The following is a 13,502-nucleotide window of genomic DNA, read 5'->3' as shown; positions in this document are numbered from 1 at the left end:
CCGTCGGAACCCCCCGTATTGCCTAATAGGCAACACATGTTGCCAAAGAGTATGTTGTGACGCCGGTAACAGTCAAGACGCAGGGCGTGGTGCCGCCGCCTCCGCGTCACGAAGGCCCGCTCCCGCTAGGATTGCTCCAATGATGGGGCCAAGCGGCCGGCCGTGAAAGGTTCCTAAATGAAGGCTCTACCAGTTGAACCGAGCAATGTTCCCGTTGCCATCGGTTCGCGGATCCGCGCGGCCAGACAGTCCCAGCGGCTCACGATTGAACAGGTCGCAGACGCCACCGGGCTCACCAAGGGATTCCTGAGCCGGGTCGAGCGGGATCTCACCTCGCCCTCGGTTGCCTCCCTGGTGACGCTGTGCCAGGTTCTGTCCATCTCCATTGGCGACCTCTTCGCCGCACCCGAAACGCACCTCACGAAGCAGAATGAGGGCCCCCGAATCTCCCTCGGCGGCGAGGGGATCGTCGAGCGGCTGCTGACCGCGCGCTCCGAGCGCCGCGTCCAGATCATCCAGGCCGTGATCGAGCCGCGCGGGCGCGGCGAGTCCGAGCTCTATGCCGTGGACTGCGACGTCGACGTCCTGCATGTGGTCAAGGGCAGCATCCGCCTGATCCTCACCAATGAGGAATTCGAGCTCAGCGCCGGGGACACCGTGACGTTTCCCGGCCGGGAACCGCACACGTGGGTGAATCCCACGGACGACGCCGTCGAGGTGCTGTGGGTGCTCGTGCCCGCCGCCAGCCGCTGAGGGCATGAACGCATCCGCAACCACCGCAAAAGTATCCGCACGGCGCACGCCGGAGATACACAGGACGAGCCGAAGCCGCTCGCGTCATCAACTGGGGGATCCATGAACCGCAACAACGTCTTTCCGTCCCTGGCCGTGGCCGCCGCGCTCGCGGCCGCCCTTGGCCTAAGCTCGTGCGCCGCCCCGGGCCAGCGGGCCGGCGAAGCGGCAAGCGGTCCCGCCGGTGAAACCGCGGCCCCGGCGCAGCAGGAATCCGGCGCGGCCGCCACGACCGCCTCCTCCGCCGCTTCGGCCCTGCCCTCGGCTGCCCCGAGCGCCTCCGCTACGCCCGTCCCGGCCGCACCCACGGCCACGGCCAGCGCGGTGGCCGGCGTGAAAACCTTCACCTTCCCGGACGGGCACCTCTCCTTCTCCTATCCGAGCAGCTGGTCCGTCCGGTTGGTGGGCTCGCCCGAGAACGCGGCCAAGCTGCGGGGCCTGCAGGCGGTCATCGCCGACGCCACCGGCAACGAACTGGCTTCCATCACCAGCAGCACCAGCGCCAGCAACGCCTCCGGCCCGGTGGCCCGCACCGTGCTGGACACCGCCCCGGTGCCGGGGCTGAAAGATGTGGACGGCGAACAGCTGGCCTTCGGCTTCGCGTTCGATTCCCTTGCCGACCAGTCCGATTTCCACATGAGCGTGCGCAAGCAACGCGACTTCGCGTCCGCGGTCTCTGACTCCGGCTCCGCCTACGTCAGCTTCGCCAACGGCGGGGCGGAAGCCAAGGTGCTCTTCGGCAGCCCGGCGTTTGCCTCTGTCGACGCCGCCAAAGCCTGGATGACCACGGAGCAGTACAGCCAGCTCAAGCGCCTGCTGCTCACCCTCAAGTACAGCTGACCTCCCTTTTCTTGGTGAGATCGGCCGCGGTGAGATGTACGTCACATCCCGGCAATCTGCCGGAAACGGCAATTTAATGCCCGGAGCCGGCACGTAACGTGCCCGCAAGAATGGGAAAGCCTTCCCGAAACACGCCGTGAGTAGCGTCAACGGCGGGGGGGACGCTCGTCAGTCCCAAACGTCACATGGTCTCGCCGCATCGGCGCCCTCGGAGCGCCGGCACTCGAGGAAGGCTCCCGCTATGAAGTTCTCTGTGCTTGCAGTAGGAATGGCAACGGATCCGCAGGTCCTTGACCCCGGATCGACCGCGTGGATGCTCACGGCATCCGCTCTGGTCCTCCTGATGACCCCCGGTCTTGCGTTCTTCTACGGCGGGCTCGTCAGAATGAAGTCCGTCCTCAACATCATGATGATGAGCTTCGGCGCCATGGGCGTTGTGGGCGTCGTCTGGGCCCTGTGGGGCTATGGCCTGGCATTCGGCCCGGATGCGCTGGGAGGATTCGTCGGGGATCCCTTCACCAACTTCGGCCTGAGCGGGCTGACCACCAGCATCGGCTCCAAGGCGGCAGGCCTGCCGGACATGATCTTCGTCGGCTTCCAGGCCACGTTCGCCATCATCACCGTCGCACTGATCAGCGGCGCGGTGGCCGAGCGCGTCCGGTTCGGCCCCTGGCTCCTCTTTGCCGCCCTTTGGGTCACGCTCGTTTACGCGCCGATCGCGCACTGGGTCTGGGGCGGCGGCATCTTCGGACCTACCGGCATTATCGGCAGCAAGATCTCGGCCCTCGACTTCGCCGGCGGCACGGTGGTCCACATGAACGCCGGCATTGCCGGACTCATGCTTGCCGTGGTTCTGGGCAAGCGGCTCGGCTTCATGAAAGACCCCAACATCCGCCCGCACAACCTGCCGTTCGTGATGCTCGGCGCAGGGCTGCTCTGGTTCGGCTGGTTCGGCTTCAACGCCGGCTCGGAACTCGCCGCCGACGCCACGGCCGCCCTGGCCTGGACCAACACGCTGCTCGCCACCAGCGCCGCCCTGCTGGGCTGGCTGCTCGTGGAGCGGCTGCGCGACGGGCATGCCACCTCGCTCGGCGCCGCCTCGGGAGCCGTCGCGGGACTCGTGGCGGTCACCCCGGCCTGCGGATTCATCGACCCCATCGGCGCCATCCTGATCGGCGTGATCGCCGGGGCCGTCTGCGCGCTCGCCGTCGGGCTGAAGTTCAAGATCGGGCTCGACGACTCCCTGGACGTCGTGGCCGTGCACTTCGTCGGCGGCCTGTGGGGGACCCTGGCCCTCGGATTCTTCGCGCTGCCGTCCACCAAGACGGCAGGCGGCCTGTTCTACGGCGGCGGCCTGGCGCAGTTCTGGCCACAGATTCTCACCGCCCTGATCGTCACGGCATGGAGCGCCGCCATGACCACGCTGATTGGCTTCGCGATCCACAAGAGCATCGGCATGCGCGTTTCCGAGGCCGACGAGCTCTCCGGCATTGACGTGACGGAGCACGCCGAAACGGCGTATGAACTCCTCATGGTCGGCGGCAGCTTCCACCCCGGTGACCCGCATGCCCGGACTGATGCGGCCGAGGCCCACGCCGGGACCCCGGCCGGGACCCAGGCCGAAGTCCCAGCCGGGACCAAAGCCGAGGCCGAGGGTGAGGCCGTCCGCGGCAGGGTATCGTCATGAAGCTCGTCACGGCGATTGTGCGGCCGGAGCGGGTCGCGGCCGTTAGCGCGGCCCTGGAGCGGGCCGGGGTCAACGGCCTGACCGTGAGCCAGGCCAGCGGCTACGGCCGGCAGCGGGGCCATACCGAGGTGTACCGGGGCGCCGAATACAGCTCGGACCTGCTGCCCAAGGTGCGGCTCGAAGTCCTGGTCGACGAGGGCGCCCTCGGCGCCGTCATGGCTGCCATTGAAGAGGGCGGGCGCACGGGCCGCTACGGCGATGGCAAGATCTGGATTATCGAGGTGCGCGACGCCGTCCGCGTCCGCACGGGGGAGCGGGGCGCGTCGGCCATCGCCTGAAGTGGTTGGTAAACAAATGATGCGCAATACGAAACTTCGAGTGTATGATGGCTGTCACAACCGTCGGTCAATCCTCGAAGGAGAGGCTTCTTTTGGAAGAGCTGCGCATCGAGGCCAATGGCAACCTTGGCCCTATCGATTCATCCCGCGTCCCACGCTACGCCGGGGCTGCCACATATGCCCGCCTGCCGCGCCTGGACCAGGTGGCCAAGGCAGACGTCACGGTGGTCGGCGTGCCGTTCGACACCGGCGTCTCCTACCGCCCCGGCGCCCGCTTCGGGGCCAACCACATCCGCGAGGCCAGCCGCCTGCTCCGGCCGTACAACCCGGCCTGGGACGTCAGCCCCTTCGAGAACATCCAGGTTGCCGACGCCGGCGACATGGCGGTCAACCCCTTCAACATCAACGACGCCATCGAAACCATCCAGCAGAACGCCCTGGACCTGACGGCGTCGGGCAGCAAGCTCGTCACCCTCGGCGGCGACCACACCATCGCCCTGCCGCTGTTGCGCGCCGCCGCCGAGCGCGCCGGCGGGCCCATTGCCATGCTGCACTTCGACGCGCACCTGGACACCTGGGATACCTACTTCGGCGCCGAGTACACCCACGGCACACCCTTCCGCCGCGCCGTCGAGGAAGGCATCCTGGACACCGAGGCCATCAGCCACATCGGCACCCGCGGTCCGCTCTACGGCAAGAAGGACCTCGACGACGACCACCGCTTCGGCTTCGGCATCGTCACCTCCGCCGACGTCTACTACCAGGGCGTCCTGGAGACGGTCGCAAAGGTCCGGGACCGGATCGGCAACCGCCCGCTCTATATCTCCGTGGACATCGACGTCCTTGACCCCGCCCACGCCCCGGGCACCGGCACGCCGGAAGCCGGCGGCATCACGAGCCGCGAGCTGCTGGAAATCATCCGCGGGTTCCGCGGCATGAACCTCGTCGGTGCCGACGTCGTCGAGGTCGCCCCGGCGTACGACCACGCCGAGATCACCGGTGTGGCGGCAAGCCACGTCGCCTACGAACTCGTGACACTGATGGCGGACCGCGCCGTCGAAGGGGACCGCTTCGGCAGCCCGAACGGCTACGCTGCCCAGGCCCTCGGCCAGGAATCCCACCGCCCCGCTGGCTTCGGCTCCCCTGTGGCATCGCCGGTGGCTTCGCGATGACCGGCGTGCGCAACGGCGGGGACCTCGTCGTCGAGACCCTTGAGGCGCTCGGCGCCAAGACGGTCTTCGGCATCCCGGGCCAGCACGCCCTGGGCCTGTTCGACGCGATGGGCCGCGGGAACCTGCACTTCGTCTCCTCCCGGGTTGAAAACAACTCGGCCTTCGCCGCCGACGGCTACTCCCGCGCCACCGGCGAAGTCGGCGTGCTGTTCCTGTCCACCGGTCCGGGCGCGCTGACGTCCCTGGCCGGGCTGCAGGAGGCTTACGCCACCGGAGTTCCCATGGTGGTCGTGGCCAGCCAGATCCCGCTCGAGGGCCTTGGTGCCCGGCGCAAGGGCATGCTGCACCAGCTCGATGACCAGAAGGCCTCGGCCGCGAACGTCACCAAGTCCCAGCGGCTGATCCAGCACGCCTCCGGCATCCCCTCGGCCATCCAGGATGCCTGGACCGAGGCGATCTCCTCGCCGCAGGGCCCCGTGTGGCTCGAAATCCCGCAGAACGTCCTGCTGGACCCCATCATGGTGCCTCCCGTGGAGGACGCCCTCGCCGAAGCGGCCGACAACCCGCCCCGCGTGGAGCTGGTCCGCGAAGCCGTGAAATGGCTCTCGACGGCGGAACGTCCCGCCATCATCGCCGGCGGCGGCACCCGCCGCGGCCATGCCGAAAAGTCGCTGCTCTCGATTGCGGAGAAGCTGCGGGCGCCGGTCATCTGCACCCCGGGCGGCAACGGCGCGTTCCCGTGGAGCCATGAGCTCTCCCTGCAGTCCTGGATCGAAGACCAGTACATGACGGAGGTGCTCGAGGATGCCGACGTGCTGATCGTCATCGGCTCCTCCCTGGGCGAGGTCACCTCCAACTACTTCACCTTTGAACCTCGCGGCCGGATCATCCAGATCGACGCCGAGCCCCGCGTCCTGGAGTCCAACCGCCCGGGACTGGGCATCCGGGCGGACGCCGGCCAGGCCCTGGCCGCCCTCGACGCAGCCCTGACTGAACCGCACGGCGAACGCGCCGACTGGCACGGCACGGCTCCCGAGGTGCTCGTCAAGGACACCCTGGCCAAGGTCAAGGCCCGGCTCGAGTCCCAGGACCTCGGCAAGGAACTGAAGTTCATGGCCGACATCCGCGAGGCCGTTCCCGCGGCCATGCAGACGTTCTGGGACATGACCATCTCGGCATACTGGGGCTGGAGCTGCTGGGATGCCCGCGACGGCCAGTTCCACTCCGCGCAGGGCGCCGGCGGGCTGGGCTTCGGCTTTCCCGCGGCGATCGGCGGCGCCGTCGGGCTTGAAACCACCGGCACTTCCGCCGGCGCATCTGCCGGCGCATCTGCCGGACACGCCAGAGTGCTGGCCGTCTCCGGCGACGGCTCGGCGATGTACTCCATCTCCGAGCTCGCCACCGCCAAGCAGCACAACGTCCCGGTCACCTGGCTCATTGTGGACGACGGCGGCTACGGCATCCTGCGCGAATACATGGTCGGCGCCTTCGGCAAGGCCACGGCCACGGAGCTCGCCCGCCCCGACTTCGTCAAGCTGGCAGAGTCCTTCGGCGTCCCGGCTGTCCGGGTTTCTCCGGAGGACGTCGGGGACGCCCTGAAGGCGGGCTTCGCCGCGGACGGCCCCAACGTCGTCGTCGTCGAAACGCTGCTCCAGATGTTCGGCCCCACCCACCTGGCCACGTAGCCGGACCAACACCACAGCAGCGCCGCTGCACAGTGCGGACCGGCCGGGTCTGCCCCTCACCGCGAGGGGCAGGCCCGGCCGGTCCGCGTTTGCTATTTAAGGGTCTTTCGGGGCCGCGCGGCACCTCCCACGAGAGAGTTAGTTTCCCGAAGTAACCATTTTCGTATATAGTTGCCTAGGGCAAACAAAAGAGGGGTGTCCATCATGTCAGTTGAATCCAACGCTGCAGCCAGACTCGTCTACCAGATCTTCGATCTCCAGCGCGCGGTCCGTTGCGTTGCCGCCGCCAGTCTGCGCGGGCAGGACACCGGAGTGGCGCTTCAGGGCGTTCTGCGCTTTGTGGGGGAGGGCGAATCCCGGGCCACGCATCTTGCGGAGCGGCTCGGCGTCAGCGCCCCGGTCCTCAGCCGGCACATCGCCGACCTCGAAGAGCACGGCTATGTGGTCCGCCGGCCCGACCCGGAAGACGGCCGCGCGCAACTGATCGCGCTGTCCGCCGCCGGCACGGAGAAACTGCGTGTCATCGAGGACCAGCGGACGGCCACCATCCAGGACCTGCTGCAGGACTGGAGCCAGGATGACGTCGAACTGACGGCGCGCACCCTCGAAAAACTTGCTGAGTCCCTCAGGACCTCAGCCCGGGCAACGACGGCCGGATCCACGAATACGACCGAAATTGTTGAGGAGTAGATATATGGCTAGCCACGCCGCCGCCACAGGGCCGTCCCCGGCCCCGTCGGACGTTGCGCAGGGGGCATCCCGCGCATCCCAGACCGCCGCAGAACCTGTGGCGATGACCCACCGCCAGATCATGGAGGCCCTCACCGGCCTGCTGGCGGCGTTCTTCACCGCCATCCTGAGCAGCACGATCGTCGCCAACGCGCTGCCTACCATCATGTCCGAACTCAAGGGCACCCAGACGGACTTCGCCTGGGTGATCACCGCCGCGCTCCTGGCCAACGCGGCAACCACCCCGATCTGGGGCAAGCTCGCGGACCTCTTCAACAAGAAGGTCCTCGTCCAGCTGAGCATCGTGATCTTCGTGGCGGGCTCCGTTATGGCCGGCCTGTCCGAGACCATCCCGCTGCTGCTGACCGCCCGTGTCATCCAGGGCATCGCCATGGGCGGCCTCACCGCCCTGGCCCAGGCCATCATCGGCTCCATGATCCCGCCGCGCGACCGCGGAAAGTACTCCGGCTACATGGGCGGCGTCATGGCCGTGGGCACGGCAGGCGGCCCGCTGCTCGGCGGCTTCATTGTCGACAGCCCGCTGGGGTGGCGCTGGACCTTCTTCGTCTGCGTCCCGCTCGCGGTGGTCGCACTCATCCTGCTGCAGGTCACCCTCAAGATCCAGCACGTCAAGCGCCCCGCCAAGATCGACTGGCTCGGCTCCATCCTGTTGACGTCCGGCGTCAGCCTGCTGCTCATCTGGGTCTCCTTCGCCGGCAATCCCGACTACTACGACTGGTGGTCGTGGCAGACGGTCGCCATGGTGGGCGGCGGCATCGTGCTCCTTGGCCTGCTCGTGCTGGTGGAATCCAAGGTCGCCCAGCCGATCATCCCGCTCAAGATCATCTCTGAGCGGACCACCGCCCTCGCAATCCTCGCCTCGGTGGCCGTCGGAGTGGGCATGTTCGGCTCCTCGACCTTCCTTGGCCAGTACTTCCAGGTGGCACGCGGCGCCACCCCCACCGAGGCCGGCCTGCTCACGCTGCCCATGATCGCCGGCAACCTCATCGGGTCGGTCGCCTCCGGCATGCTGATCAGCCGCACCGGCAAGTGGAAGCGGTACCTCGTGGCCGGCGCCATCTTGCTGATCGGCGGCCTGGGCCTGGCCGGCAGCATGGACCACACCACTGACCTGTGGCTGACCGGTATCTACACCGCCATCCTCGGCGTCGGCCTGGGCCTGCTGATGCAGAACCTCGTCCTCGCCGTCCAGAACACGGTCCAGGCCAAGGACATCGGCACGGCCAGCGCCTCTGTGGCCTTCTTCCGGTCCGTCGGCGGTGCGATCGGCGTCTCGGTCCTCGGCGCCGTGCTGGGCAACCGGGTCAAGGAGCTCGTCGTGGAGGGGCTGGCTTCGGCCGGCATCCAGGTTCCCGCCGGATCCGCGGGGGCCAGCATGGACCTCAAGGACATGCCGGCACCGATCCGCGACATCATGCGTGCCGCCTATGGCGACGCGATCGCCGAGGTCTTCCTGATCTCCGCAGTTGTCGGACTCGTGGCGCTGGTGGCCATCCTGTTCATCAAGGAACGCCCGCTGCGCCGCACCGTCGACGTGCGGCCGGAACCCGCCGAACTCGCAGGGGACGCCCCGGATACCGGGATGGCCGCGATGGCCGGTGCTACGGCCCCGGCTCTGGGAAACACGGGTTACACCAGGACCACAGGGAACGACGCCGTCGGGGCAGCGCCGTCCGCCGGATCCGGCATCGTTGACCTGGACCGGGAATTCATCGAGGTGCTCAGCCGGGACCGCGCCGAATCCCGCTTCCCCGATGCCGCCCGCCAGCGGACCCGGACCTTGGTGGCCGAGGAACGGCCCGAGGCCGCCGACGTCGTACCTGTGATGCTCCAGACCCAGCGGCTCCTCGCGGAGCAACAGCTGCTGCTGGCGGACGCCCTGCGCGCCGTTCACGAGCAGGCCGCCGAGCAGCGTGCGATAGCCGCTGAACAGGCCCGGGTTGCCGAGGAGCTCACGGCCCTGCGCCGGCAGCTCGCCAAGCAGCGCAAGATGCAGCGCGCGGCTGCCGACTACATCGCCACCCACGGCCGGCACCGGACCGAGTAGCGCCGGCTCACAGTACCGGACCGCAGAGGCTCCGCGGTCGCCCCGAGGGGCGGCTGCGGGGCCTTCGTGCGGCAAGACGGTTGCGTGGCAGGCAACGGCCGCCGCCTAAGTACGCCGTTTGGATGATATTCACTTCCCGATGTTCCTCCCGGGCGAGGGATTTCGTAGAGTTGGGTGGCTAAGGCTGTCGGTCCCATGGGCTAGTCTCCAATCAGCCTTCCAATAAACTTCACTATTTAGCTCTCCCCATACATTGCTCTCCCCATAATTTGCTCTCCCCAAATTTGGTCTCCCTATAATTCAGTCTTCGTAAGGACTCGTGGGCATGCTCGTTACCCTCATGCGGCGCTATTCCAAGCCGTATCTGCCATACATCGCGGCTGTGGTCATCTTCCAGCTGGCCTCGACCATCGCGGCTCTGTACCTCCCCAGCCTCAATGCCCAGATCATCGACGAGGGCGTCTCCCGCGGCGACACGGACTACATCTGGCGCACCGGCGGCGTCATGCTCGGCGTCGCGCTGATCCAGGTGGCCACCGCGATCGCCGGCGTCTACTTCGGCTCGAAGGCGGCGATGGCGTTCGGCCGGGACCTGCGCCGCGGCGTGTTCCGCAAGGTGAGCAGCTTCTCAGCCCGGGACGTCAACCTCTTCGGCGCCCCCACCCTGATCACCCGGGGCACCAACGATGTGCAGCAGGTCCAGATGCTCATGCTCATGGCGCTGAACTTCATGGTGGCCACACCCATCATGTGCATCGGCGGGATCTTCATGGCCCTGCGCGAGGACCTCAACCTGTCCTGGCTCGTCTGGGTGTCCGTGCCCCTGCTCGTGGTCGTGGTGGGCTACCTCGTGGTCCGCCTGATGCCGCTCTTCCGTTCCATGCAGGAGAAGATCGACCGGCTCAACGGTGTCCTCCGCGAGCAGATCATCGGCATCCGCGTGGTCCGGGCCTTCGTGCGCGAACCCCACGAGGCCGAGCGCTTCGGCGCGGCCAACCAGGACCTCACCGACGTCTCGCTGAAGATCGGTTCCCTGTTTGTGCTGATGTTCCCCGCCATCGGCATGATCCTGCACATCTCCACGGCCGCTGTGCTCTGGTTCGGTGGCCAGCGCGTCGATGCCGGCGAGATGCAGGTCGGCTCGCTGACGGCCTTCCTCCAGTACCTCCTGCAGATCCTCATGGCCGTCATGATGGGCACCTTCATGGCCATGATGATTCCCCGCGCCTCGGTCTGCGCCGACCGGATCGGTGAAGTGCTCGACGTCGAACCCTCCATCCACGAATCGCTCACCCCGGTGGCGCCTGCGGCAAAGGCCGGCCGCGTCGAATTCCGCAACGTGACCTTCGCCTACCCTGGCGCCGAGGCTCCCGTACTCAGCAACATCAGCTTTACGGCCGAGCCCGGACAGACCGTGGCGATCATCGGCTCCACCGGCGCCGGCAAGTCCAGCCTGCTGGCCCTGCTCCCGCGGCTGTACGACGCCGAGTCGGGCGAGGTCCTGCTCGACGGCGTCCCCGTCACCCAGCTGGACCGCGCCGAGATCACGCAGCGCGTGGCCATGGTGCCGCAGCGGCCCTACCTGTTCTCCGGAACTATTGAGCACAACCTGCGCTTCGGCAAGTCCGAGGCCACGGACTCGGACCTGTGGGAGGCACTGACGGTCGCCCAGGCCGCGGAGTTCGTGCGCGAAAAGAAGGGCGGCCTCGCAGCGCGGATCGCCCAGGGCGGCACCAACGTCTCCGGCGGCCAGCGGCAGCGGCTGTGCATCGCCCGCGCGCTCGTCACCGAACCCAAGGTCTTCCTGTTCGACGACTCGTTCTCGGCCCTTGACGTCGCCACCGACGCCAGGCTCCGCCGGGCGCTCAAGGCCAAGACGGCCGATGCCACAGTGATCATCGTCGGCCAGCGGGTGTCCACCATCGCCGATGCGGACCAGATCCTCGTGCTGGACAACGGCCGGATCGTGGACCGCGGAACACATGAGGAACTGTTGGAAAGCTCCAGCACCTACCAGGAAATCGTCGAATCCCAGCTGAGCGCGGAGGCAGTGGCATGAGCACCAACGAGAAAGTCTCCAGCACGCCGGCCTCCGCAGCCGGCCAGGCCGCTGCCGATACGGACGCCACCGACCTGATCGAAGATGACTTCATCGAGGAGGAGTACACGCCCGGCGAGGCCGACGGCGGCATGTTCGGTGCCGTGCCGGCCAAGAAGGCCCAGCACTTCTGGCCCTCCGCCAAACGGCTCATGGGGCTGCTGAAGCCCGAGCGCGCCGGTATCACCGCCGTGCTCGCCATGGTGACGGTCGCCGTCGTCCTCAACGTCATTGCCCCGAGGATCCTGGGCCAGGCGATGGACGTGATCTTCGCCGGAGTGGTCGGCAAGCAGCTCCCGGCCGGGGCCACCAAAGAACAGTTCATCGAAGGACTGCGCTCCCAGGGCCAGGACAACTTTGCCGACATGCTCGCCAAGATGGACGTCGTGCCGGGCGCCGGCATCGATTTCCAGAAGCTCGCGTTCCTCATCAGCGTGGTGCTGGTGATGTACTTCGTCGCCAACATCTTCCTCTGGCTCCAGGGCTATGTCCTCAACGTGCTGGTCATGCGCGTGGTCCGCACGCTGCGTGATGACACCGAGAAGAAACTCAACAAGCTGCCGCTGAACTACTTCGATACCCGACAGCGCGGCGACATCCTTTCCCGCGTCACGAACGACGTCGACAACATCCAGCAGGCGCTCCAGCAGGCCTTCGCCCAGCTCGTGAACTCGGCCCTGACGGTCATCGGGATCGTGATCATGATGTTCATCGTGTCCTGGCAGCTGGCCCTGATCGCGCTCGTCGCCCTGCCGCTCTCCGGCGTGGCAGCCGGCATCATTGGCGCCCGCAGCCAGAAACTCTTCGCCGCCCAGTGGAAGAACACCGGCGAGCTCAACGGCCAGATCGAGGAATCGTTCTCCGGCCATGACCTCGTCCGCGTGTTCGGCCGCGACGCGGACATGCTGGCCCGCTTCGACGAGCGCAACGAGGAACTCTACAAGGCCAGCTTCGGAGCCCAGTTCGTCTCCGGCATGATCATGCCGGTCATGCAGTTTGTCTCCTACCTCAGCTATGTCGGGATCGCCGTCGTCGGAGGACTGCGCGTGGCCTCGGGCAGCATGAGCCTGGGGGACGCCACGGCGTTCATCCAGTACTCACGCGAATTCACCCAGCCGCTGGGCCAGATGGCCGGCATGGCCAACATGCTGCAGTCCGGTGTCGCCTCCGCCGAGCGGGTCTTTGAATTCCTCGACGCCGACGAACAGGACGCCGAGACCGCCACCGAGCACCTCCCGGCGAAGACCGACGGGCACGTCGAGTTCAAGCACGTCACCTTCAGCTACACGCCGGACAGGCCGCTGATCGAGGACCTGTCCTTCACGGCCGAACCCGGACACACGGTGGCGATCGTGGGACCGACCGGGGCGGGCAAGACCACCCTCGTCAACCTCGTGATGCGCTTCTACGAGCTCAACTCCGGCGGCATCACCCTGGACGGTGTGGACATCACCCGGCTGAGCCGTTCGGAGCTGCGCGCCAAGGTGGGCATGGTGCTGCAGGACGCCTGGCTGTTCGGCGGAACCATCTACGAGAACATCCGCTACGGCAAGCTGGACGCCACCGAAGAACAGATCATGGCGGCGGCCAAGGCCACGTTCGTGGACCGCTTCGTTCGGGCGCTGCCGGATGGCTACAACACGGTGATCGACGAAGAAGGCAACAACGTCAGTGCCGGCGAAAAGCAGCTGATCACCATCGCCCGGGCCTTTGTGGCGAACCCGTCGCTGCTGATCCTGGACGAGGCCACGAGTTCCGTGGACACCCGCACCGAAGCCCTGGTCCAGAAGGCCATGGCGGCGCTGCGGACGGAACGCACCAGCTTCGTCATCGCCCACCGCCTCTCCACCATCCGGGACGCGGACACCATCCTTGTTATGGAGGACGGGCAGATCGTCGAGCAGGGCCGGCACGCCCAACTGCTGGCCCTGCAGGGCGCGTACTACCGGCTGTACATGTCCCAGTTCGCCGGCGAGGACGCAGATTCTGCCGTGGCGGATTCCGCGGAGGACGCGACGGCGGTGCACAGCTGAGCGCCGCGGGCCTCGCCGGCAAGGGTACAGCCGTTGGGGAGAACACATCCACGGAGCCCT

The 13,502-nt window shown here is 67.3% G+C and carries 10 protein-coding genes; all 10 read left to right on the top strand.

The window, feature by feature from the left end:
• The first annotated feature begins 177 nt into the window (after positions 1 to 177).
• A complete protein-coding gene (locus AC1D1W_RS06840; protein WP_028275626.1) occupies positions 178 to 753 on the top strand; it encodes a helix-turn-helix domain-containing protein in 576 nt (191 codons plus the stop codon).
• Positions 754 to 855: 102 nt separating this feature from the next.
• Entirely contained in the window at positions 856 to 1,632 is a 777-nt protein-coding gene (locus tag AC1D1W_RS06835) for a hypothetical protein (protein ID WP_476943291.1), read from the top strand.
• Positions 1,633 to 1,873: 241 nt separating this feature from the next.
• Positions 1,874 to 3,319 carry an ammonium transporter gene (locus AC1D1W_RS06830; protein WP_476943290.1) on the top strand — a complete coding sequence of 482 codons (1,446 nt, stop codon included), beginning with the start codon at positions 1,874 to 1,876 and terminating at the stop codon, positions 3,317 to 3,319.
• Positions 3,316 to 3,657 (top strand): P-II family nitrogen regulator, encoded by a 342-nt coding sequence (locus AC1D1W_RS06825; protein ID WP_476943289.1) that lies wholly within the window; start codon positions 3,316 to 3,318, stop codon positions 3,655 to 3,657. The genes AC1D1W_RS06830 and AC1D1W_RS06825 overlap by 4 nt, the downstream gene beginning before the upstream one ends.
• A 92-nt stretch (positions 3,658 to 3,749) precedes the next feature.
• On the top strand, positions 3,750 to 4,829 hold the full coding sequence (speB, locus tag AC1D1W_RS06820) for an agmatinase (RefSeq protein ID WP_476943288.1): 1,080 nt from the start codon (positions 3,750 to 3,752) through the stop codon (positions 4,827 to 4,829).
• On the top strand, positions 4,826 to 6,514 hold the full coding sequence (locus AC1D1W_RS06815) for a thiamine pyrophosphate-binding protein (protein WP_476943287.1): 1,689 nt from the start codon (positions 4,826 to 4,828) through the stop codon (positions 6,512 to 6,514). The genes speB and AC1D1W_RS06815 overlap by 4 nt, the downstream gene beginning before the upstream one ends.
• Before the next feature lie 204 nt (positions 6,515 to 6,718).
• Positions 6,719 to 7,204 carry a MarR family winged helix-turn-helix transcriptional regulator gene (locus AC1D1W_RS06810; protein ID WP_028275631.1) on the top strand — a complete coding sequence of 162 codons (486 nt, stop codon included), beginning with the start codon at positions 6,719 to 6,721 and terminating at the stop codon, positions 7,202 to 7,204.
• 103 nt (positions 7,205 to 7,307) lie between these two features.
• Positions 7,308 to 9,311, top strand: coding sequence for an MDR family MFS transporter (locus AC1D1W_RS06805; protein ID WP_476943316.1), 2,004 nt, complete (start codon positions 7,308 to 7,310; stop codon positions 9,309 to 9,311).
• A gap of 325 nt (positions 9,312 to 9,636) precedes the next feature.
• Positions 9,637 to 11,370 carry an ABC transporter ATP-binding protein gene (locus AC1D1W_RS06800; RefSeq protein ID WP_476943286.1) on the top strand — a complete coding sequence of 578 codons (1,734 nt, stop codon included), beginning with the start codon at positions 9,637 to 9,639 and terminating at the stop codon, positions 11,368 to 11,370.
• Complete coding sequence (locus AC1D1W_RS06795; protein WP_476943285.1) at positions 11,367 to 13,442, top strand: ABC transporter ATP-binding protein; 2,076 nt, start codon at positions 11,367 to 11,369, stop codon at positions 13,440 to 13,442. Before AC1D1W_RS06800 ends, AC1D1W_RS06795 begins: the two co-directional genes overlap by 4 nt.
• Positions 13,443 to 13,502 lie beyond the last annotated feature (60 nt).

The organism is Arthrobacter sp. P1_B4, from assembly GCF_056406555.1.
This window is presented reverse-complemented; position numbering and strand designations above follow the sequence as displayed.

What these genes read in the sequence shown, in the direction of transcription:
- AC1D1W_RS06840 (WP_028275626.1), top strand. Translation starts at nt 178, where the DNA reads ATGAAGGCTCTACCAGTTGAACCGAGCAATGTTCCCGTTGCCATCGGT.
- AC1D1W_RS06835 (WP_476943291.1), top strand. Translation starts at nt 856, where the DNA reads ATGAACCGCAACAACGTCTTTCCGTCCCTGGCCGTGGCCGCCGCGCTC.
- AC1D1W_RS06830 (WP_476943290.1), top strand. Translation starts at nt 1,874, where the DNA reads ATGAAGTTCTCTGTGCTTGCAGTAGGAATGGCAACGGATCCGCAGGTC.
- AC1D1W_RS06825 (WP_476943289.1), top strand. Translation starts at nt 3,316, where the DNA reads ATGAAGCTCGTCACGGCGATTGTGCGGCCGGAGCGGGTCGCGGCCGTT.
- AC1D1W_RS06815 (WP_476943287.1), top strand. Translation starts at nt 4,826, where the DNA reads ATGACCGGCGTGCGCAACGGCGGGGACCTCGTCGTCGAGACCCTTGAG.
- AC1D1W_RS06810 (WP_028275631.1), top strand. Translation starts at nt 6,719, where the DNA reads ATGTCAGTTGAATCCAACGCTGCAGCCAGACTCGTCTACCAGATCTTC.
- AC1D1W_RS06805 (WP_476943316.1), top strand. Translation starts at nt 7,308, where the DNA reads ATGACCCACCGCCAGATCATGGAGGCCCTCACCGGCCTGCTGGCGGCG.
- AC1D1W_RS06800 (WP_476943286.1), top strand. Translation starts at nt 9,637, where the DNA reads ATGCTCGTTACCCTCATGCGGCGCTATTCCAAGCCGTATCTGCCATAC.
- AC1D1W_RS06795 (WP_476943285.1), top strand. Translation starts at nt 11,367, where the DNA reads ATGAGCACCAACGAGAAAGTCTCCAGCACGCCGGCCTCCGCAGCCGGC.